19 protein-coding genes and 2 riboswitches are annotated in these 20364 nt (G+C 64.9%); of the genes, 11 read left to right on the top strand and 8 right to left on the bottom strand.

The window, feature by feature from the left end:
* Positions 1-3: 3 nt before the first annotated feature.
* Both cobO and NCT05_RS20320 read right to left on the bottom strand, forming a co-directional pair.
* A complete protein-coding gene (cobO, locus tag NCT05_RS20325; protein WP_175979443.1) occupies positions 4-606 on the bottom strand; it encodes a cob(I)yrinic acid a,c-diamide adenosyltransferase in 603 nt (200 codons plus the stop codon).
* Between the two features lie 249 nt (positions 607-855).
* A complete protein-coding gene (locus NCT05_RS20320; protein ID WP_250503042.1) occupies positions 856-1281 on the bottom strand; it encodes a cobalamin biosynthesis protein in 426 nt (141 codons plus the stop codon).
* A gap of 46 nt (positions 1282-1327) precedes the next feature.
* Positions 1328-1585: riboswitch (cobalamin riboswitch) on the top strand.
* 121 nt (positions 1586-1706) lie between these two features.
* Here NCT05_RS20320 and cobW point away from each other — a divergent pair.
* The 6 genes from cobW (at position 1707) to NCT05_RS20290 (ending at position 9364) form a co-directional block, all read left to right on the top strand.
* On the top strand, positions 1707-2792 hold the full coding sequence (gene cobW, locus NCT05_RS20315) for a cobalamin biosynthesis protein CobW (protein WP_250435930.1): 1086 nt from the start codon (positions 1707-1709) through the stop codon (positions 2790-2792).
* Positions 2793-2797: 5 nt separating this feature from the next.
* Complete coding sequence (gene cobN / locus NCT05_RS20310; RefSeq protein ID WP_250503041.1) at positions 2798-6574, top strand: cobaltochelatase subunit CobN; 3777 nt, start codon at positions 2798-2800, stop codon at positions 6572-6574.
* Positions 6571-7578, top strand: a complete 1008-nt coding sequence (locus NCT05_RS20305; protein WP_250503040.1) for a magnesium chelatase ATPase subunit I — start codon at positions 6571-6573, stop codon at positions 7576-7578. Before cobN ends, NCT05_RS20305 begins: the two co-directional genes overlap by 4 nt.
* Before the next feature lie 119 nt (positions 7579-7697).
* Positions 7698-8267: a vWA domain-containing protein gene (locus NCT05_RS20300; RefSeq protein ID WP_250435925.1), complete on the top strand. Its 570-nt coding sequence runs from the start codon at positions 7698-7700 to the stop codon at positions 8265-8267.
* A 171-nt stretch (positions 8268-8438) separates the two neighbouring features.
* Positions 8439-8912: a type VI secretion system amidase effector protein Tae4 gene (locus NCT05_RS20295; protein WP_250503039.1), complete on the top strand. Its 474-nt coding sequence runs from the start codon at positions 8439-8441 to the stop codon at positions 8910-8912.
* Complete coding sequence (locus NCT05_RS20290; protein WP_250456831.1) at positions 8909-9364, top strand: type VI secretion system amidase immunity protein Tai4; 456 nt, start codon at positions 8909-8911, stop codon at positions 9362-9364. Before NCT05_RS20295 ends, NCT05_RS20290 begins: the two co-directional genes overlap by 4 nt.
* A 14-nt stretch (positions 9365-9378) precedes the next feature.
* On the opposite strand, the gene cobJ is transcribed toward NCT05_RS20290, so the two are convergent.
* From cobJ to cobG, 4 genes are read right to left on the bottom strand one after another with little or no spacing between them, the layout of a single operon-like run.
* Positions 9379-11031, bottom strand: coding sequence for a precorrin-3B C(17)-methyltransferase (gene cobJ, locus NCT05_RS20285; RefSeq protein WP_250503038.1), 1653 nt, complete (start codon positions 11029-11031; stop codon positions 9379-9381).
* Entirely contained in the window at positions 11019-11747 is a 729-nt protein-coding gene (locus NCT05_RS20280) for a precorrin-2 C(20)-methyltransferase (protein WP_250503037.1), read from the bottom strand. Before NCT05_RS20280 ends, cobJ begins: the two co-directional genes overlap by 13 nt.
* Positions 11744-12370 (bottom strand): precorrin-8X methylmutase, encoded by a 627-nt coding sequence (locus NCT05_RS20275; RefSeq protein WP_008353117.1) that lies wholly within the window; start codon positions 12368-12370, stop codon positions 11744-11746. The genes NCT05_RS20280 and NCT05_RS20275 overlap by 4 nt, the downstream gene beginning before the upstream one ends.
* Positions 12363-13631: a precorrin-3B synthase gene (gene cobG, locus NCT05_RS20270; protein ID WP_250503036.1), complete on the bottom strand. Its 1269-nt coding sequence runs from the start codon at positions 13629-13631 to the stop codon at positions 12363-12365. Before cobG ends, NCT05_RS20275 begins: the two co-directional genes overlap by 8 nt.
* A gap of 64 nt (positions 13632-13695) precedes the next feature.
* Positions 13696-13884, bottom strand: a riboswitch (cobalamin riboswitch).
* A gap of 76 nt (positions 13885-13960) precedes the next feature.
* Here cobG and cbiE point away from each other — a divergent pair.
* The 5 genes from cbiE to NCT05_RS20245 are packed head-to-tail and all read left to right on the top strand — an operon-like array spanning position 13961 to position 18141.
* Positions 13961-15172 carry a precorrin-6y C5,15-methyltransferase (decarboxylating) subunit CbiE gene (gene cbiE, locus NCT05_RS20265; protein WP_175979434.1) on the top strand — a complete coding sequence of 404 codons (1212 nt, stop codon included), beginning with the start codon at positions 13961-13963 and terminating at the stop codon, positions 15170-15172.
* A gap of 6 nt (positions 15173-15178) precedes the next feature.
* Positions 15179-16276 carry a cobalt-precorrin-5B (C(1))-methyltransferase gene (locus NCT05_RS20260; protein WP_250503035.1) on the top strand — a complete coding sequence of 366 codons (1098 nt, stop codon included), beginning with the start codon at positions 15179-15181 and terminating at the stop codon, positions 16274-16276.
* A complete protein-coding gene (locus NCT05_RS20255) occupies positions 16273-17004 on the top strand; it encodes a cobalt-precorrin-6A reductase (RefSeq protein WP_250503034.1) in 732 nt (243 codons plus the stop codon). Before NCT05_RS20260 ends, NCT05_RS20255 begins: the two co-directional genes overlap by 4 nt.
* On the top strand, positions 17001-17729 hold the full coding sequence (cobM, locus tag NCT05_RS20250) for a precorrin-4 C(11)-methyltransferase (RefSeq protein ID WP_250503033.1): 729 nt from the start codon (positions 17001-17003) through the stop codon (positions 17727-17729). The genes NCT05_RS20255 and cobM overlap by 4 nt, the downstream gene beginning before the upstream one ends.
* A gap of 4 nt (positions 17730-17733) precedes the next feature.
* On the top strand, positions 17734-18141 hold the full coding sequence (locus NCT05_RS20245; protein ID WP_008353123.1) for a DUF4186 domain-containing protein: 408 nt from the start codon (positions 17734-17736) through the stop codon (positions 18139-18141).
* 6 nt (positions 18142-18147) lie between these two features.
* On the opposite strand, the gene NCT05_RS20240 is transcribed toward NCT05_RS20245, so the two are convergent.
* Together NCT05_RS20240 and NCT05_RS20235 are read right to left on the bottom strand one after the other, a co-directional pair.
* The gene (locus NCT05_RS20240; RefSeq protein ID WP_250503032.1) at positions 18148-19356 is read right to left on the bottom strand and encodes a glycosyltransferase family 87 protein; all 1209 of its coding nucleotides are present in this window, start codon (positions 19354-19356) and stop codon (positions 18148-18150) included.
* 56 nt (positions 19357-19412) lie between these two features.
* The gene (locus tag NCT05_RS20235; protein WP_008353127.1) at positions 19413-20153 is read right to left on the bottom strand and encodes a TerC family protein; all 741 of its coding nucleotides are present in this window, start codon (positions 20151-20153) and stop codon (positions 19413-19415) included.
* Positions 20154-20364: the final 211 nt, after the last annotated feature.

The raw sequence follows: 20364 nt of genomic DNA, 5'->3' as shown, positions 1-20364 counted from the left end.
CGCTCAGAACTCGACGCCGCGTTGCGCTTTCACGCCTTGCTCGCGATACGGATGCTTCACGAGCCGCATTTCCGTGACGAGATCGGCAAGTTCGATCAACGCATCGGGCGCGTGGCGACCGGTCACGACGACATGCAGCATCGCGGGCCGCGCCTTCAGCACGTCGAGCACTTCATCGAGCGGCAGATACTCGTACTTGAGCACGGTGTTGAGTTCGTCGAGCACGACCATCTGATATTCGCCGCTCTCGATCATGCGGCGCGCTTCGTTCCAGCCCTTGCGCGCGGTGGCCATGTCGGCTTCGCGATTCTGCGTGTTCCAGGTGTAGCCATCTCCCATGGTGACGAAATCGCAATGCGCGATTGCGCCGAGGAAATCGCGCTCCGATGTATGCAGCGCGCCCTTGATGAACTGCACGACGCCGAGCTTCATGCCGTGTCCGAGCACGCGCACCGCCATGCCGAACGCGGCCGTTGTCTTGCCCTTGCCGTTGCCGGTATTCACGATCAAAAGGCCTTTCTCGTGATCGGCGGCGGCCTGCTTTTTCTCGTGGCCTTCCTTGCGGCGCTGGGTCATGCGCAGATGCGATTCGGTATCGGTTTTCACGGGAGCTCCAGAGAAAGACGGCCGTATCGTACAACAGGCGGCGGCTTAATTCTGCGCTAACAGACGGCAGGCATCATGCAATCAACGTAATCACCGACTCGAGGAGCAAGCAAATGGACGCGCTCTATCTCTATCTGGAACTCGTCGCGCTTGGCGTTCTCGTCTGGCTTTGCCGCGACAAGTTCAAACCGGTCGTGGCGAAGCCGCTCGCCGAAACGCCGCGTCCGCGCACGACCGCAAGACCGGTATTCATGTTCCGTTCGCGCGGGGCGCATGCATCGCTGCGATCGCGACGGTTACGCCACAATCGATCGTCTTTGGCACGATGAGCGTTCGCGCGTTGCCCGCGAGCAGCGCGCAAGGCTCGCATACGCCATCGACGTTCATATGCGCCATTGCATGATGCGATATCGCCGTGCGCGGCGCTTGCGCGATTTCATCGGCGCCGTAGAAGCGCAATGTCAGACGATGACGCTCGCAGAACGCGAGCAGTCCCGCCTCGTGCCGTTTCGCGTCGATGCTCGCGATGATGGCGATGTCGCCGAACGCAAGCGTGCCCAAAGCGCCGCGCACGGCGTGCTCGATTGCGTCGGCGCTCGCGCCCCGCCTGCAGCCGATCCCCACGGAAAGACGCGTGACAGCGGGCTGATTCATGTGAGCGATGACGGATTCCATGTGCGCCGACCTTACCACCTTTCTTGACGCTCGCGCCCGCCGGGCCTAGACTTTCACGCAGTTTTGGTGCTCGCGCGCGGATTCTCTCGTGCGCAGTTAAACGGGAAGCAGGGCGCGTTCCTTTCGATTCGTCGAACGCACGTCAACCTGCGCTGCCCCCGCAACGGTAAGCGATTCACCGCGCACGGCATTTTCATCGCGTGTACGGGAAGCCGGCTTCGAAGCCACTGCGCGTGAGAAACGCGCGGGAAGGCGAAGCGGCGTCGTCGTCAGCCCGGATACCGGCCAGACTTTGAGCGGGGCTTGCTGTCGCGGGGATGCGGCGCGGCCCATGATCCATAAAAGCGTGCGTTTCCCTTTCATCCAGCCGCGTTGCCAGGCATCGCGCGACATGAAGCGCATGCAACCGAAGCCACGGAGCGACGATGCAAACCCGCAAGATTCCCGTCACGGTCGTGACCGGCTTTCTCGGCAGCGGCAAGACCACACTGATGCGGCATATCCTCTCCAATGCGCAAGGCAAGCGCATCGCGGTGATCGTCAACGAGTTCGGCGAGCTCGGCATCGACGGGGAGATCTTGAAAGGTTGCGGCATCGGTTGCGACGATGAAGCCGGCTCCAAAGACCGCAATCTGTACGAGCTCGCGAACGGTTGTCTCTGCTGCACCGTGCAGGAAGAGTTCTATCCGGTCATGGAACAACTCGTCGAGCGGCGCGAGAGCATCGATCACGTGCTGATCGAAACGTCCGGTCTCGCTTTGCCGAAGCCGCTCGTGCAGGCGTTCAACTGGCCGTCGATCAAGAACGCATTCACCGTCGATGCCGTCGTGACCGTGGTCGATGGACCCGCTGCCGCGAGCGGTCAGTTCGCGGCGAATCCCGTCGCCGTCGATGCGCAACGCAAGGCCGATCCCAATCTCGATCACGAATCGCCGCTGCATGAACTGTTCGAGGACCAGCTTTCGTCTGCCGATCTCGTCATCGTCAACAAGACCGATCTCATGGATGATGAAGCGCTGCGAAAGGTCGAAGCGCTCGTGCGGCCCGAGATTCCGCCCGAAGTGAAGATCGTGCCCGCGCAGATGGGCAGGCTCGATGTGCATACATTGCTCGGTCTCGAATCGGCATCGGAAGAGACGATTCATTTGCGGCACGATCATCACGGTTCGCCCGATGAAGCAGGCCACGCCGATCATCATCATGACGAGTTCGATTCGGTCGTCGTGCATGGCAACGTCGAATCGCGCGAGCAGGCGCTGGCCGCGCTGCATGCGCTCGTCGAGCAGCACACGATCTATCGCGTGAAGGGTTTCGCTGCGTTGCCGGGCGCGGCGATGCGGCTCGTCGTGCAAGGCGTCGGACGACGCTTCGACAGTTACTTCGACCGCCGCTGGGAAGCGGGCGAAGCGAAGACCCAAAGCCGCTTCGTGCTGATCGGCGAAGACCTCGAACGCGCGACGCTGCAACGCGCGTTCGACGCCGCGCTCGCGAGCGCGCCCGTGCAGGCGTAACCGCGATGCATCTGCTCCGCACGACGCCGGGAGGCTTCGTCGACGACGCGCAGGGCGTCATGCGTATCGATCAGACGAGCGCGCCGATCGTCGTGCTCAGCTCCGCCGATACGACGCTCGCGTTGCTCGCGAGCGCGTTTCCGCGTCTCGAGCCGGGCTTTCCCGACGTGCGGCTCGCGAATCAATCGTTTCTGCGTCAGCCCGCATCGGTCGATTTCTATGTCGACGATGTATTGCGTCACGCGAAGGTCGTGATCGTCGATCATCTCGGCGGCGAATCGTACTGGCCGTACGGCATCGAGCGGCTCGTCGCGCTCGCGAAAGAGCGCAAGCAGATGCTCGCGATGTTTTCGGGCGATCTCACCGAGGACCCGAATCTTATCGGCAAGAGCACGGCCGATGCAGCGTTTTGCCGCGAGCTGTCGCGCTATCTGCGCGAAGGCGGCGCGCGCAATGCCGAGGAGTTTCTACGCGCGATCGCGCATCGCGCGTTCGGCTTCGGGCGCGAGCCGCAGCCGCCGAGTCCGCTGCCCGCCGTCGCGATCTATCATCCCGAGCGCGATATCGCGGTCATCGACGACTGGCAGGCGCGCTGGACCGAAGGCGCGGGCGTCGCCGCGATCCTGTTTTACCGCGCGCATTTGCAATCGGGCAATACGGCCGTGTTCGATGCGCTCATCGAAGCGCTCGAAAAGGAAGGCATGAATCCGTTGCCGATCGCGATTTCGTCGCTCAAGGAAAGCGTGAACCGCGAAGTGGTCGAGCGTTTGTGCGCGCAGCATCGCGCATCGCTCGTATTGAACACGACGGCTTTTGCGGCGAGCGTGATCGGCGAGGACGAAGCATTCGAAGTCGCGGGCGATGCGCCCGTGCTGCAAGTCATCCTGAGCGGCGGCAATCGCGATGACTGGCAGAAGGACAATCACGGCCTGAATTCGCGCGACGTCGCCATGCATGTCGCGCTTCCCGAAGTCGATGGCCGCATCATCACGCGCGCCGTGAGTTTCAAGGGGCTCGCATATCACTGCAAGCATACGCAGGTGGATGTCGTGCGCTATCAGGCCGACGCGGAGCGCGTGCGCTTCGTCGCCGAACTGAGCCGGCGGTGGTCCAAGCTGCGTCATACGCCGAACGCGCAGAAGCGCATCGCGCTCGTGCTGGCGAACTACCCGGCGAGCGAAGGGCGCATCGGCAATGGCGTGGGACTCGATACGCCCGCATCCGCGATCAACATTCTGTCGATGCTCGCGCGAGAAGGCTATCGCGTCGGCACCATGCCGGCGAACGGCGATGCGCTCATCGCCGCGTTGACGGAAGGCGTGACCAACGATCCCGTCGTCCGCGATATGCGCCCTGCGTTGCAGAGTCTTTCGCTCGATGACTATCTCGACGCGTATCGCACACTGCCCGCCGATGCGCGCGCCGCGCTCGAAAAAACCTGGGGCGCACCCGAAGACGACCCGACGATCAGACGCGGCCGTTTCATGATCGCGGGCTATCGCTGCGGGGAAGTGTTCATCGGCATTCAGCCTTCGCGTTCGCGGCAGCGCAACGATTACGCGAGCTATCACGATGCCGAACTCGTGCCGCCGCATTCCTATCTCGCGTTCTATTTCTGGCTGCGTCTGCGCTTTCAGGCGGATGCGCTCGTGCATGTCGGCAAGCACGGCAATCTCGAATGGCTGCCGGGAAAGAGCGTCGCGTTGTCGTCATCGTGCTGGCCGGATGCGATTCTCGGACCGATGCCGCATCTCTATCCGTTCATCGTCAACGATCCGGGCGAAGGCAGTCAGGCGAAGCGCCGCGCGCAGGCCGTGATCATCGATCATCTGATGCCGCCGCTCACGCGCGCCGAGAACTATGGGCCATTGCAGGATCTCGAGCGTCAGGTCGACGAATACTACGAAGCGTTGATGGTCGATGTGCGCCGCGCGAAGCTGCTGCGCAAGACGATTCTCGCGAACATCGTCGAGAACCGGCTGCACGAGGAACTCGGGCTGGATGCGCCACGCGATACCGTGGGTGAAGACGCGTTGCTCACGCGCGCCGATGCCTATCTCTGCGAACTGAAGGAAGCGCAGATTCGCGACGGCCTGCATGTATTCGGTGTCTCGCCGCAAGGCGTGCAACGACGCGACACGCTGCTCGCGCTCGGCCGCTTTCCGATCGGCGACGGCCAGGGCGCGAACGCGAGCCTGATCGTCGCGATCGCACGGGATCTGCAATTGCCCGATATCTTCGATCCGCTCGATGCGGATTGGGCCGCGCCGTGGACCGGCCCGCGTCCGCAAGCACTTGCCGATGTGAGTGAAGCGCCGTGGCGTCATCAAGGCGATACGCGCGAGCGCCTCGAATCGTTAGCGATGCAACTATTGTCCGATGCTGACGCAGCCGCGCCCGGACCGCGTGCATCGCTCGTGCTCGAACGTCTGCGTGGCGATGTGCTCGCGCGGCTCGATGCGTGCGGCCCGCAAGAGCTGACGCAACTGAAGCGAGGTCTCGAAGGCCGTTTCGTGCCGCCGGGTCCGAGCGGCTCGCCTTCGCGCGGCAGACCGGACGTGCTGCCCACCGGCCGCAACTTCTATTCCGTCGATACGCGCGCATTGCCGACGCAAGCCGCATGGTCGCTCGGCGTAAAGTCGGCGAACGCATTGGTCGAACGCCATGTGCAGGATCACGGCGATTTTCCGCGGGCAATCGGCTTGTCGGTGTGGGGCACGGCGACGATGCGGACCGGCGGCGACGATATCGCGCAGGCGTTCGCGTTGATCGGCGTGCGGCCCAAGTGGGCGGCGGGCAGTCATCGCGTGACCGACTTCGAGATTCTGCCGATCTCGATCTTCAACCGGCCGCGCATCGACGTGACATTGCGCGTATCGGGCTTCTTCCGCGATGCGTTCGCGAATCTCATTCATCTCTTCGATGCGGCGGTGCAGGCCGTCGCCGAATTGGACGACGAGCCCGCCGATGTCAACCCGATCCGCGCGCGCATCCTTCGTGAGCGCGACGAGCTGATCGCGCGCGGCATCGAGACGAAGGACGCGCGGCGTCGAGCGGGCTGGCGCGTGTTCAGCACGAAGCCGGGCGCATACGGCGCGGGTCTGCAGGAACTGATCGACGCAAAGCAATGGCAGACCGATGCGGATCTTTCCGCCGCGTATCAAAGCGCGGGCGGCTACGCGTATTCGCAATCGGGCGATGGCGTCGAAGCACGCGCGAGCTTCGGCGCGCGGCTATCGACGCTCGATGTCGTCGTGCAGAACCAGGACAATCGCGAACACGATCTGCTCGATTCGAACGACTATCACCAGTTCCAGGGCGGCATGGTCGCGGCCGTGCGCTATCTGTCGGGCGTGCAGCCGCAGACGTATAACGCCGATCACAGCAATCCCGCTGCGCCGCGCGTTCGCACGCTGAACGAAGAGATTGCGCGCGTGGTGCGTTCACGCGTGGTCAATCCGAAGTGGATCGATGGCGTGAAGCGGCACGGTTACAAGGGCGCGTCCGAACTCGCGGCGACCGTCGATTACCTGTTCGGCTACGACGCCACCGCGCGCGTCGTGTCGGATCATCAGTACGCGCTGGTCACCGATGCCTATGTGAACGATGCCGACACGCGCGAGTTCATTGCGCAGCACAATCCGCACGCGTTGCAATCGATCTGCGAGCGTCTGCTCGAAGCGATGCAACGCGGTCTGTGGCAGCAACCCGCTGGCTATCGCGAGCAGGTCGAACGGCATCTGCTCGATGTCGAACAGCACATCGAAGGCCGACATTCTTGAACGAATCCATCACATCTGCCGTGTTTCCTTTTTCGGCGCTCGTCGCACAGGCGCCCTTGCAGCAGGCGCTTTTGCTCGCGGCCGTCGATCCTTCGATCGGCGGCGTGCTCGTGAGCGGGCCGCGCGGCACCGCGAAATCCACCGCGACGCGCGCACTCGCGGAGTTGCTGCCCGAAGGGAAGCTCGTGACCTTGCCGCTCGGCGCGAGCGAGGAACAGTTGATCGGCACGCTCGACATCCAAAGCGCATTGCGCGACGGCGGTGTGAAGTTTTCTCCGGGCCTGCTTGCGAAGGCGCATCGGGGCGTGCTGTATGTCGATGAAGTGAATCTCCTGCCGAATCCGCTCGTCGATCAGTTGCTCGATGTTGCGGCGAGCGGCGTGAACATCGTCGAGCGCGATGGCATTTCGCATCGGCACGACGCGCGCTTCGTGCTGATCGGCACGATGAATCCGGAAGAGGGCGAGTTGCGGCCGCAATTGCTCGATCGTTTCGGTCTTGCCGTGGAGATGAACAATTGCTTCGATGCGCTCGTGCGGCAACGTATCGTCAAGGCGCGTCTTGCATTCGATGCCGATCCTGATGCGTTTCGCGCGCGGCATCGCGACGAGCAGGCTTCGCTGGAATCGCGCATTCACGCGGCGCGCGCGGCATTGTCGTCATTCGATTTCGATGATCCGGTTCATGCGCGCGTGAGCGAGCTTTGCATCGAGGCGCATGTCGACGGCTTGCGTGCGGACATCGTCATGCTGCGCGCGGCGCGTGCGCTGGCTGCGTTGGAGGAAGCAGCGGGCGTGAACGTCACGCACGTCGAACGCGTCGCCGATGCGGTGCTCAAGCATCGGCGAAGAGAAGGGGAAGCGCCTTCACGCGAACCGGCAGGCCGCGAGTCGACGTCGCCCGATGCAGGCTCGAACCAAGCGGATTGGGGCTACATGCCGCCGGAGCCGACGGGAACCGCGAAGGTCAAGCAAGTGAGGCCGCTCGCCGCAAAAAAAGCCTGAACCATCGAAGGCGCGACGCGAATGCCTTCGACACAAGGCATCGTCTTCGATGGAACGAAGCGTTCGCGAAAGGCCGCAGCGCGACGCGCGAGGGCGAAGTCAGCGCGTCGATCGACTGGATGGCGACATTGCGCGCAAAGCGTTCCGCGCGCTTTGCTACGGAGCATTTGCGATACCGGCGCACGCAGGGCGACGGTGCGGTGCTGCATTGTTTTCTGCTCGATTGCTCCGGCTCGATGCTCGCCGGCGAGCGCCTTGCGCGCGCGAAGGGCATGCTCGTCGCGCTGTTCGATCGCGCTTATCGTGAGCGGGCGGAGATTGCGCTGATATGTTTCGGCGGTGCACGCGCGGAAGTGCGTCGTCAGCCGGGCGCGGCGCATTGGTTCAATGAGCGGTGGGTCGCGCCGATCGGCGGCGGTGGCGGCACGCCCCTCGCGCTTGGGCTGGCGAGCGCGGGAACGGTGCTCGAAAGAGCGGCTCGGCGCAGACCAGTGCAACGGCGCTGCTTGTGGGTGCTCACCGACGGGCGAACGAACGAGCAACCGCAAGCACCTCACGCAGCGGATGAGATCGTCGTCGTCGATTTCGAGGAAGGTGCGATTCGGGTCGGGCGCGGCGAGGCGCTCGCGCGCGAGTGGAGCGCGAGATATGTGCTTGCGGATGCGCTGATAAGAATCTCGGATTGTTGAGCAATCGATTCGAATATTGCCGACTGCCACGGTGATTGTCCGAATTTTGCGCGATCAGGCTTGCAGCCGATTCAGCGAGCCATATCGACTTTATAATCGCCTGCATATTTCGGAGTTGTTTGGCTATGAATAATTAGGATAACAAATGTACAGACCAAGCTTTGCGGCCGCGTGGTCGGCATCCATGGAAATCTTCGATCCATCGAATCCGAGGGGAAGGTCGCGACGGTGATTGGTGGGAAGGTAGCCGCCAACATCAACGAGGTGGGTGCGGAAGCGAGGTGGAAGAACACATGCGCGGTTCGCATGAGCCATATCTTGAATCACTCGGGCGCGACCATTCCAGCCATCGATGGGAAGACGGTTTCAGGCGCTGATCGTCGACGCTACTTCTTTCGCGTGGTGGACCTCATCGAATTTCTCAAACAGCGTTGGGGCAAGCCGGAAACGATTGAATATCCGCCCTCGGGAGGCGGCAGGCTCGCAGGCAAAAAAGGTGTGATTCTTTTTGAAACGTCGGGATGGCGAGACGCACAAGGCCATGCCACCTTGTACAACGGTATCGTTTGCTACGACAGTTGTTACTTCAACGAACCTGGGGTTCGAAACAGGACCGACCAGGCGCATTTTTGGAGCCTGTCATGAAGCGATGGACCAGCCTGGTGATTCTCGCGCTGGCGTGCGCTACGGCAAGCGGACAGACCATTCCCCCCAACGAAAACTCGCCGGAAGCGCCATCGCGCACCTACGCCCAGAATTACAAGGACATGGTCTTGGCCATATGCGTCGCCACAGCGTACAAAGGCAGTAACGACGCAGCCGTCGATGCCGGAAGTAGCGCGAGCGCACTGAGAGACTGGACTTATTACGACCTCGATAAAAGTCCCGCGGAAGTGGAGGCGCTAGTGCGCAAGCATCTACGGCGCGATTACTATAATCCGCTTGTCGAGGCCGAAGCGAAGGGAGCGGACATTCGCTTCGATTTTCTCAAGTGCCTCGACCTGTACCACAGCAAGGAATTGGAGCGGCTGGTCAAACGACGGGTAGCGCACCCTGACTGGACGGTACGTTCGCGTTCAAAAGCGGGCAAGCATTGACTCTCGACGCATCCTCAGTCATACCACCGCGGCGTATAAACCCAATCCCCGACGACACGCGTCATCGATGATCCGACGATGACCATCGTCCTCATGTCGACGAGCTCGCTCTTCAGTTCACCGAGCTCAATGACGCGCAAAGCCTCCGCCGGACGTCCGATATCTCTTCCCAGCACGACCGGCGTGTCCGAGTCCCGATATCGCTTCACGACGTCGATCGCACGATCGAACTGCCACGGCCGCGCCTTCGACAGCGGGTTATAGAAGGCCATCACAAGATCCGCTTCGCCTGCATGCGCGATGCGCTTCTCGATCACGCTCCACGGCTTCAAGTTATCCGACAACGACAACACGCAGAAGTCATGGCCGAGCGGCGCACCCGCGCGCGCGGCCGTCGCGAGCGAGGCCGACACGCCCGGCACGATCTGAAGCTTCACCGCATTCCATTCGGGATGCGTGGCGCGTCCTTCGTCGAGTGCTTCGAGCACCGCTGCGGCCATCGCGAACACGCCGGGATCGCCCGATGACACCACGATCACGCGTCGGCCTTCACTCGCGAGTTCGAACGCGTGTCGCGCGCGCTGCAGTTCCTCGCGATTGTCGGTGATGTGCACGCGCTGGTCGTCGCGAAACGGTCCCGCCATACGCACATACGTCTCGTAACCGAGCACGTCTTGTGCGTCGTGAAGCGCGCTTCTTGCGGCGGGCGTCATCAGTTCCGCCTTGCCGGGACCAAGGCCGATCACCGTCAGCGTGCCGCGCGCATGGCCGATCGATCCCGCATCGATCGGCGTATCGCTGACGTGCAGCGCAACGCCTCGCGCATCGTTGCGAGCGAATGGCGGGGCATCGCAGAAGCGCAACGACACATCGAGCGCACGCGCCGCATCTTCGAGCGGACGCGAAGCCATGTAGCGAGCGGGCGCAGTCAACGCCGCGAGCGCAAGCGGTGCGAGACCACGTTCGTTCAAGGCAGCTCGCACGCGTTCGGCGACGTCATCGTCGTGTGAAATATCTTCGATCCACGCAAGCACGCAACGCGGATGAATCACGAGGCTGTTTTCATCGCGCGTGGCAAGCGGCGTGATGCGAACGGCAAGACGCGCATCGTCGTTGCGAGGCAGCGCGGCATCGTCGAGCCAGGGCGCGTGGCCTTCGATGCGCGTCGTCGCGCCCGCCAGCAGGTCGGACACGAAACGCTTGCCTTGCTCGATATCCGCAAGTGCATAACCTTCGGGCGGCGCCAGCAGACATTTCCCGAAGCGCAATTCGCCGCTCGTCGTGATCGCGGGTGCGACTTGCAAGGCGTCGCCGATCTCGCGCGCAAGCACATTCACGCCGCTCATGCCGCCGAGCAGCGGCACGATGGCGCTGCCATCCTGCGCGATGGCGAGCACGGGCGGTTCGTTGCCTTTGTCGGCGAGACAGGATGCAAGCGCGCGAATCACGATGCCCGCGGAACACAGCGCGACGATCGCCGCGCCCGACGCATACAGACCACGCACGTGCGCGCCGAAGTCGTCATACGCGATGTCCGCGCTCACGCGGCTCGCCAGTCCATGCACGCGCGATTGCGGAAAGCGCGCCTGAATGCGACGCGCGGTATCGAGCGCGCCCGCGCCGAGCACGACGATCGCCATCGGCATGGAAGCCTTCATGCACGCCATTTTTTCCCCGGCACGACGAGCAGCGAGAAATACGGCGATGCCATCGGATCGACTTCATCGAGCGGCACGATGCGCTGGTTGGTCATCGTCGCGCGCTCGACATACAACGCGCGATCGTCGAGGCCGAGTTCGCCCAGCACGCGCCGCACTTTCTCGAAGTTGCGGCCGAGCTTCATGATGACGGCCGCATCGGCTGCTTCGAGACGGCGCTTCAGATCGTCTTCAGGCAGCACGCCCGACAGCACCGACAGGCTCTGATTGCGATACACGAGCGGCACGCCGAGCACGGCCACGCCGCCGAGCATCGAGCACACGCCCGGCACGACCTCTGCATCGAAGCGTGCTGCGAGACGATCGTGCAGATACATGTATGAGCCGTAGAAAAACGGATCGCCCTCGCAGATCACGGCGACATCGCGTCCGGATTCGAGATGACCGGATATCGTGAGCGCGGCTTCGTCGTAGAACGCGCTGATGATCGTCTCGTAGCAGAGCGGCGGTTCGAGCGCTTCGGTCGTCACCGGATAGACGAGCGGCAGGCGCATCTGCGTATCGTCGAGATGCGATTCGATGATGCCGAACGCATTACCCTTCTTGCCCTTTGCGACGAAATACGCGACCACCGGCGCGGTCTTCAAAAGCCGCAGCGCCTTCACGGTGATCAGCTCCGGATCGCCCGGGCCGACGCCTAATCCAAAGAGACGTCCGCGCATCATTCGGCCTCCGAAGCAAGTGCGTTCACTGCGGCCGCTGCCATCGCGCTGCCCCCGCGCCGGCCGAGCAGCGCGACGAAGGGCACGCCGCGGCTATCGGCGGCGAGCATCGCTTTCGATTCCGCCGCGCCGATGAAACCGACCGGAAAGCCGAGAATGAGCGCGGGCTTCGGCGCGCCGGCATCGATCATGTCGAGCAGATGGAAGAGCGCGGTCGGCGCGTTGCCTATCGCGACGATCGCGCCTTCGAGTTGCGCACGCCATAGTTCGAGCGCGGCGGCCGAGCGCGTGTTGCGCATCGCGCGGGCGCGCTCGGGAATCGAGGGATCGCTCAAGGTGCAGATCACGCGGTTGTCGGCGGGCAAGCGCGCGCGCGTGATGCCCTCGGCGACCATGCGCGCATCGCACAGGATCGGCGCGCCTGCTGCAAGCGCCTTTCTTCCGATGCTGCCCGCGCCGGGCGAGAAGCGCAGATCGCTCACGATATCCACCATGCCGCACGCATGGATCAGCCGCACGGCGAGCTTCTCCAGATCGGCGGGAATGGCGGCGAGGTCGGCTTCGGCGCGGATCGTCGCAAAGGACTGACGATAAATCTCCGCGCCGTCGCGGATGTAGTCAAGCATCGGCATGGCTCCGGGCGAGCCGTTCGGCCGCCTCTTCGATGGTCAGATTGCGCGCGACGGCTCGTGCGTCGCGATGTAAGTCGTATCGTCCGGGCGCGACTGCGTAGAGCGTGACCGGAACCGGATGCGCCGCCGCGCACGAACGCTCGCAGCCGCTCAGATGCACCTGCGTCCCGTCATCCGAAGGCAGGAGCGCGGCGAGCCGGTGAGCATCGGCTTTGGTATCGGCACGGCTCTTTGCGCAGCGTTCCGAACCCGCGCACGCGATGAGGCGCGCGAGCGGTTTGTGCGCGCCGGTTGCAAGGCCGAGCGCGTGCAGCCCTTGCAGCATGTCATGCGCTGAATGCGCCGCGAGGCCGGGAATCAGCACGCTTTGCCACGGCGTCATCGTCAGGCGGCTTGCGCCGTGTGCGTCGGCGAGATTGGCGAGCGCTTCGAGCGTCGTCGCATCGAGACGGCCCAGCGGCGTTTGCGCACCCGCGTACCACGTCGCGCGATGCGGCTCCTCGTGCGCGCCGAGACGCAGCGATGCATCGGCGGGTGCGCGTGTCCATGTCGCGATATCGGCGTCGAAACGCAAGGCGTCGAGAAAGCGCGCAACGCCGATACGCGCAAGCAGATCGCGCATGCGATGTTCTTCAGGCGTCGCCAGCGCGAGAAAGCTGCGCAACACGTTCAGGACGAACATCACGAGATCGTCGCGCGAGATCGCGCCGAGCGCCGGATCGCGCATCGTTCCGGCGAGGCCGAATGCGAAGCGCGCGCCATCGTCGATGGCGGAAAGCCAAAGATCGTGCGGATGATCGAGCATCGCGAGGCGCTCGCCGGCGTCGAGCTGGAGCGCGAATTTCGGCGACAGCGCATGCAGCGACGCATCGGCCTGCATCGCATCGACGATCCGCGCGGCGAGCGCGCGCGTGCCGTCGTCCGCGAGCGGGCTCAGCATTACGTTGCGGATGTCGTCTGCGCCCGCCGTCGACGGGCCGAGGCCCGCGTCGAGGGCGATGTCGACGAGCGCGGCGTGGGCATCGTCGCGAATGCCGCGCAGTTGCAGATTCGCGCGATTGGTCACTTCGATCACGCCCGAGCCGTACTCGCGAGCCGCGCGCGCGACGGCCCGCGCCGCCCGCGTGCTCAACACGCCGCCCGCGAGACGCAGACGCGCAAGGCCGCCATCGCGCGCGGGCACGATGCGCATCAGGCCCGGGCATGCGGAAGCACGCGGCGTTGCGTTGAGCGATGAGCGGTCGAAAGAATTCAAAAGCGTGACCCGTTGGGCTTCGCGCGTGATGAGCGAACCGGTACACCCCGCCCGGTCGGCGTCGCGCGAATGCGTTGGGTCGGCAGGTCTCTTGGCTGGCAGGTCGACATTCGCGCCGGCCTTCCCGGTAAAAACCAGTGGCAGTGGAGCGCGGACTCGCTGCGTACAATTGCGGGGGCAGCCACAGTTTCGCTGTGTTCCCTTTTAAGCCCTCGGTCTCACGACCCCGGGCGCCGACGGACCTGTATTATGCCCGCTTTTATCGACCCTCCGAGCGCTTCCGGCATGTATCCGGGAACGCGATCGGAATCGCAGCAAGGAGACCGCGCATGTCGAACTGGCTGACCGTGGTGGGCATCGGCGAAGACGGCTGGCACGGACTTTCCCGCGCCGCGCGTCGCGCGCTTCTCGACGCCCAGTCGATCCACGGCGGCGAACGTCATCTCGCGTTGCTGCCGGATCGCATCGCCGCGCGCCGCATGCCGTGGCCGAAACCCTTTTCGCTCGATGCCGTGCTCGCCGACCGCGGCGACGGCAAAACGCGCATCTGCGTGCTCGCGAGCGGCGATCCGATGTGCTTCGGCGTCGGCGCGACGCTCGCGCGCGAAGTCGCCAACGGCGAAATGCGCGTCATTCCCGCGCCGTCGTCGCTGTCGCTCGCGGCGGCGCGCCTGTGCTGGGCGCTCCAAGACGCCGTCTGCGTATCGCTCGTCGGGCGGCCGGCGGCGTCGCTGCTCGCGAATCTGCATCGCGGCGTGCGCCTCATCGTGCTGAGCGCGGACGGCACGACGCCCGCCGCCGTCGCCACGCTTCTGACCGCGCATGGTTTCGGCGCGAGCCGCATGACCGTCTTCGAGCATCTCGGCGGCAGCGACGAACGCCGCATCGACGAGCGTGCCGACGACTGGCGCGAGCCCGTCGTTGCCGCGCTCAATCTCATCGCGATCGAGTGCCGGACGCACGCCGGCCACGCCGGGCCGCCGCTCACGCCCGGTCTCGCCGACGACGCCTACCGCCACGACGGCCAGTTGACGAAGCGCGACGTGCGCGCCGTGACGCTCGCGCGCCTCGCGCCGCAGCCCGGCGAACTGCTGTGGGACGTCGGCGCGGGCTGCGGCTCGATCGGCATCGAATGGATGCGCGCGCATGGCGCGTGTCGGGCGATCGCGATCGAAGCGAACGAGAGCCGTCAGCGTCTCATCGAATACAACCGCGATGCGCTCGGCGTGCCCGCGCTGCAACTCGTCAGAGGCGAAGCGCCCGCCGCGCTCGACGGCCTTCCCGCGCCGGACGCGGTGTTCATCGGCGGTGGATTGACGGTGCCGGGCCTGCTCGATGCGTGCTGGGCGCGTCTGCGTCAGGGGGGGCGGCTCGTCGCCAATGCGGTGACGCTGCAAAGCGAGGCGGCGCTCGTCGAATGGCGCGCGCGCCACGGCGGCGAGCTGACGCGCATCGGCGTCGCGCAGGCGGAACCGCTCGGCAGCTTCGACACGTGGCGTCAGGCGCTGCCGATCACCGTCCTGCACGCGAGCAAACCGTGATGCGTCATGCGTGAAGAGACGCCGGAGAAAGCCGCGCCGCTGCGCAGCGGCTACACGACAGGAAGCTGCGCGACCGCGACGAGTCTCGCGGCCGCGCGCCTCTTGCTGCTCGGTGAGACGAGCGAGCGCGCGGAGATCGTCCTGCCGAAGGGCCAGCGCGTGACGATGATGCTTTCGTTCTGCCGCCGTTTACCCGATGAAAGCGCCGCCGCCGAAGCCGGCGTCATCAAGGATGCGGGCGACGATCCCGACGTCACGCACGGTGCGCTCGTGTTCGCGCGCGTGCGACTGTCGGAGGAACCGGGCGTGCGCTTTCATGCGGGCGCGGGCGTCGGCACGGTGACGCGCGCGGGCCTCGCGCTCGCCGTCGGCGAACCGGCGATCAATCCGATGCCGCGCAAGATGATGACCGAGCATCTCGACGCGCTCGCAAAAAGCGTCGGCTATCGCGGCGGTTTCGACGTGACCATCGGCGTGGAGAACGGCGAAGCGCTCGCGCAGAAGACGATGAATCCGCGCCTCGGCATCGTCGGCGGATTGTCGATACTCGGCACGACCGGCATCGTCAGACCGTTTTCGTGCTCGGCGTACATCGCGTCGATTCATCAGGGCATCGATGTGGCGCGGGCGAACGGGTATCGGCATATCGCCGCGTGCACCGGCAACCAGAGCGAGGACGCGATGCGCGCGCGCTACGGCCTGCCCGACATCGCATTGATCGAAATGGGCGATTTCGTGGGCGCGGTGCTCAAGCATTTGCGCCGCGCGAGCGTCGACAAGCTGAGCCTGTGCGGCGGCTTCGGCAAGCTGTCCAAGCTCGCGGCGGGGCATATGGATCTGCACAGCCGCAGTTCGAGCATCGACTTGCCGCTGCTCGCCGTCTGGGCCGCCGATGCGGGCGCGAACGCCGAACTGCTGGCGTCGATGCGCGCGGCCAACACGAGTCAGGAAGCGCTCAAGCTCGCACGCGCGGAAGGCATCGCGCTCGGCGATATCGTCTGCCGACGCGCGCGCGATGTCGCGCTCGACGTGCTGCCGCCAGGCATCGAAGTCGAGACCTTCGCGATCGACCGGCGGGGCAATATCGTCGGGAGCGCGGCATGACGCGCGTGCTGCTGCTCGGCGGCACCGGCGATGCGCTCGCGATCGCGCGTGCGCTTCCTGCGACGCACGTCTACAGTCTCGCGGGCCTCGGGCGCGTGCCGGGCGATCTGGCGTGCACGGTGCGCGTCGGCGGTTTCGGCGGCATCGACGGGCTCGTGCGATATCTGCGCGACGAGCACATCACGCTCGTCGTCGATGCGACGCATCCCTATGCCGCGCAGATGAGCCGCCACGCGTTCGATGCCTGCGCGCTCGCCGACGTGCCGCTCTGGGCGGTGCGCCGTCCCGTATGGCAGCCGCAGGCGGGCGACGACTGGCGCGAGGCGTCGGACTGGCGCGAGATCGTCGAATGCATCGCGCCGTTTCATCGGCCGCTTTTCACGCTCGGGCGCGAGGCGCTCGCGCATCTGCACGACATTCCCGCGTCGCAGCACTGGACGATTCGCTGTCTCGACGCGCATCCGGGCAACGCGCGCGCGAGCATTGTCGATGCGCGCGGTCCGTTCGATCTCGCCGGCGAGCGCGCCTTGTTCGACGCGGCGCGTATCGATGTCGTCGTCAGCAAGAACAGCGGCGGGCGGGCGACCGAGGCGAAGCTCGCGGTCGCGCGGGAACGCGGTATCGCCGTCGTCATGCTCACGCGGCCCGCGCTTCCCGACGCCGACCGCATTTTCGACGACGCCGCCAGCGCCCGCGACGCGCTTCAACACTGGCTCACCAGACCATGACCGTTTATTTCATCGGCGCCGGACCGGGCGATCCCGAACTCATCACAGTAAAGGGGCAGCGGCTGATCCGCGCATGTCCCGTGATTCTCTACGCCGGCTCGCTCGTGCCGACGCAAGTCCTCGACGGACATCGCGCGCTGAAATGCATCGACACGGCCGAGCTCGATCTCGACGCGATCGTCGCGCTCCTGCAGGAAGCGCACGCGAACGGGCACGACGTGGCGCGCGTGCATTCGGGCGATCCGTCGCTGTACGGCGCGATCGGCGAGCAGATTCGCCGGCTCGACGCGCTCGCGATTCCCTACGAAGTGGTGCCGGGTGTCACGGCGACGGCGGCATCGGCGGCGGCGCTGAAGCGCGAACTGACGCTGCCCGGCATCTCGCAGACCGTGATCTTCACGCGCTACGCGACGAAGACGTCGATGCCCGAAGGCGAGAGCCTCGCCGATCTCGCGCGTCATCGCGCGACGCTCGCGATTCATTTGGGCGTGCGGCATATCGAGCGCATCGTCGCGGAGCTCGTGCCGCATTACGGCGCGGAGTGTCCCGTCGCGGTCGTGTTTCGCGCGAGCTGGCCGGACGAGACGCGCGTCGAAGGGACGCTCGCGAACATCGCGCCGAAAGTGCGCGAGGCGGGCATGGAACGCACGGCGATGATTCTCGTCGGACGCGTGCTGGCCGCCGACGGCTTCGCGGAGTCCACGCTCTACGCGAAGGATCGATGACGCGATGCGCGACCTCGACGCCGTCTTCGATGCGCTCGCGAAATCGGCATTCCGGCGCCGTTTCGCGCTCGGCGTGCGTGAGGGGAAAGTTTTAAGGGAGAAGGGCGTCGACACGGTCGTGGCGCAGGCGCATGAGCTGATCGGCAAGCGGCTTGCGCCGCAAGCGCCGCTGAACGACGGCAAGCAGACACCGTTTCGCGGGCATCCTGTGTTCATCGCGCAGCACGCGACGGCGACGTGCTGCCGCTCGTGTCTCGCGAAATGGCACGGCATCGCGGCGGGAAAAGCGCTCGACGACGCCGAGCGCCAACATGTCGTCGATGCCATCGAACGCTGGCTGCGCGCGCAACCGCTGCCGGCGGCGTCGAACCAGCCCGCGCCCGACAATCCGCAGCGCGAACTGCCTTTCTGACGCGCTCTAACGCGACGGATCGGCGCCCGCGGCTTCGAGACGCGCGCGCCGCACCGCCACGAAAATCAGCAACGCGAAAACCAGCGGTCCTACACCTACGCCGCAGTCCTTGGCCAACTGATTTCCCAACTGCGGATAGATCCACGCGAAAAACAGGATCGCGGGCTCGCCGCGCAGCCATCCGTCGCGCAGCGCGCGCGCGGCGATGAGTGCCAGCGGGATGCCGAGCCACACGCCGTCGTAGTTATAGATGTAGGGGCTGATCATGAACGTCGCGGCGACGAGCGCCGTCGCGCGAACTTCCAGTCCTTTCGCATTGCGCCATACCCACGCGACGGCGCAGATCGCCACGATCGCCTGACACGCCTGCGCGACATAGGCGGGACCGGTCGCGACGTGCGCCATGCGCAGGCTCGCGAAGAGGCTCGCCATCTGAAACCAAGGAAGACTGCCGCTCGCGGTGAAACCGTTGGCATCGTGCAGTCCGTGGAGAAAGACCGGCAGGATGTCGAGGCCGAAGACGGCGACCGAAACCGTGGTGAACAGGATCGTCGTCAGCGCGGCGGCGATGAAGGTCGTCCACATGCCCGCGCACGCCAGCGCGAGCGGAAACAGGATGGCCAGATGCGGCTTGATCGAAAGCAGGCCGATGAAGACGCCCGCGAGCATCGGCCGTTTTGGCATCGAGAGAAATGCGGCGAGCGCGAGACTCGCGGTGAGCGCGGCATTCTGTCCCTGGGCCGCGTTGAGCCAGATGCCGGGAAACGCGACGATCCACATGATCATGTCGGGGATCGGCAGCGCGCGGCGGGCCAGCAGCACGAAGACGACCGACGAAATCGAAGCGAACAGCGCGTAGGCAAGCGGCGCCGACAGCAAGCCGAACGGCTGCACCAGCAGCAGAAAGTTCGGCGGATAGAACCACGGCCCCGGCAGGATGATGTGCGGCCCCAGTTGCTGCGCGACGTGCTTGATCGCGTCCGCCGAATAGGCGTCGAGCGGATGCCCCGCGAGCGCGAGGCGCGCAGCCGACCAGAACGTCAGAAAGTCCCAGCCGGCCGGATGACCTTTCTCCGCGACGGCACTGCGCACGGCGAGAACGAGCCCGTAACACTGGAGCACGACGAGGATCGTCGCGCAATAAGCGCTCACGCGCGAGCCGTTGAGCCAGCGCCGACCGGGCGCGCGTTCGATGGAAGCGGGTTGGGTGCTCATCCGTCCGATATCGGCCGGATGGCGCCGAAACTTTAGCGAACGTCCGCCCGCGCGCGCTACTCGCGAACGCGTCCCTTGGCGCGCCGCGCGAGCATGTTCAGGCCCTCGACCAGCGCCGAGAACGCCATCGCCGCATAGATGTAGCCCTTCGGCACGTGTGTTCCGAAGCCTTCGGCGATCAGCGTCATCCCGATCACGAGCAGGAAGCCGAGCGCGAGCATGACGATCGTCGGATTGCGCTCGATGAAGCGCGACAGCGGACCGGCCGCGAACAGCATCACGGTGACGGCGGCGATCACCGCGACGAACATGATCGGAATGTGCTCGGTCATGCCGACCGCCGTCACGATGCTGTCGATGGAAAACACGAGATCGAGCAGCAGGATCTGGCCGATCGCCGACAGCGGCGTCAGGCTCTTGCCCGACGCGGGGCCGGCGTGTTCGTCGGCGTCGTGCGTGACGTGATGGCGGATTTCCGTCGTCGCCTTCCAGACGAGAAACACGCCGCCCGCGATGAGAATCAGGTCGCGCCAGGAAAAGCCGTGCCCGAACGCTTCGAAGATCGGCGTGGTGAGGCGGACGATCAGCGCGACCGTGCCGAGCAGGCCGAGCCGCATCACGAGCGCGAGCGCGATGCCGATGCGCTGCGTGCGTTCGCGGTGCGCCGCGGGCAGCTTGTTGGTCAGGATCGAAATGAAGATCAGGTTGTCGATGCCGAGCACGACTTCCATGACGACGAGCGTCGCGAGTGCGGCCCAGGCGGCGGGATCGGCGAGAAGGGCAACGAGATAGTCCATGGTTCGGGAGCGTTCGAGATGAGGGCGAGATATTAGCCTGTTCGGCGGGAAAAATGAAATGAACTTGAAAGCTTGCGCCTGATCGAAACCAGCCGGTGACAATCCCCGACGCGAGATGTTGTTCAAACCGACAAATATCGGATTTGAAACGCTTATTTGCATCTGTTCGCGTGATGCACTGCCGCAAATACGGGTAAACTCCAATGCTTTC

The organism is Caballeronia sp. AZ7_KS35 (assembly GCF_023631045.1).
Lineage (GTDB): Bacteria > Pseudomonadota > Gammaproteobacteria > Burkholderiales > Burkholderiaceae > Caballeronia > Caballeronia zhejiangensis.
This window is presented reverse-complemented; position numbering and strand designations above follow the sequence as displayed.

What these genes read in the sequence shown, in the direction of transcription:
- NCT05_RS20320 (WP_250503042.1), bottom strand. Translation starts at nt 1,281, where the DNA reads ATGGAATCCGTCATCGCTCACATGAATCAGCCCGCTGTCACGCGTCTT.
- cobW (WP_250435930.1), top strand. Translation starts at nt 1,707, where the DNA reads ATGCAAACCCGCAAGATTCCCGTCACGGTCGTGACCGGCTTTCTCGGC.
- cobN (WP_250503041.1), top strand. Translation starts at nt 2,798, where the DNA reads ATGCATCTGCTCCGCACGACGCCGGGAGGCTTCGTCGACGACGCGCAG.
- NCT05_RS20300 (WP_250435925.1), top strand. Translation starts at nt 7,698, where the DNA reads ATGGCGACATTGCGCGCAAAGCGTTCCGCGCGCTTTGCTACGGAGCAT.
- NCT05_RS20290 (WP_250456831.1), top strand. Translation starts at nt 8,909, where the DNA reads ATGAAGCGATGGACCAGCCTGGTGATTCTCGCGCTGGCGTGCGCTACG.
- cobJ (WP_250503038.1), bottom strand. Translation starts at nt 11,031, where the DNA reads ATGGCGTGCATGAAGGCTTCCATGCCGATGGCGATCGTCGTGCTCGGC.
- NCT05_RS20280 (WP_250503037.1), bottom strand. Translation starts at nt 11,747, where the DNA reads ATGATGCGCGGACGTCTCTTTGGATTAGGCGTCGGCCCGGGCGATCCG.
- NCT05_RS20275 (WP_008353117.1), bottom strand. Translation starts at nt 12,370, where the DNA reads ATGCTTGACTACATCCGCGACGGCGCGGAGATTTATCGTCAGTCCTTT.
- cbiE (WP_175979434.1), top strand. Translation starts at nt 13,961, where the DNA reads ATGTCGAACTGGCTGACCGTGGTGGGCATCGGCGAAGACGGCTGGCAC.
- NCT05_RS20260 (WP_250503035.1), top strand. Translation starts at nt 15,179, where the DNA reads ATGCGTGAAGAGACGCCGGAGAAAGCCGCGCCGCTGCGCAGCGGCTAC.
- NCT05_RS20255 (WP_250503034.1), top strand. Translation starts at nt 16,273, where the DNA reads ATGACGCGCGTGCTGCTGCTCGGCGGCACCGGCGATGCGCTCGCGATC.
- cobM (WP_250503033.1), top strand. Translation starts at nt 17,001, where the DNA reads ATGACCGTTTATTTCATCGGCGCCGGACCGGGCGATCCCGAACTCATC.
- NCT05_RS20245 (WP_008353123.1), top strand. Translation starts at nt 17,734, where the DNA reads ATGCGCGACCTCGACGCCGTCTTCGATGCGCTCGCGAAATCGGCATTC.
- NCT05_RS20240 (WP_250503032.1), bottom strand. Translation starts at nt 19,356, where the DNA reads ATGAGCACCCAACCCGCTTCCATCGAACGCGCGCCCGGTCGGCGCTGG.
- NCT05_RS20235 (WP_008353127.1), bottom strand. Translation starts at nt 20,153, where the DNA reads ATGGACTATCTCGTTGCCCTTCTCGCCGATCCCGCCGCCTGGGCCGCA.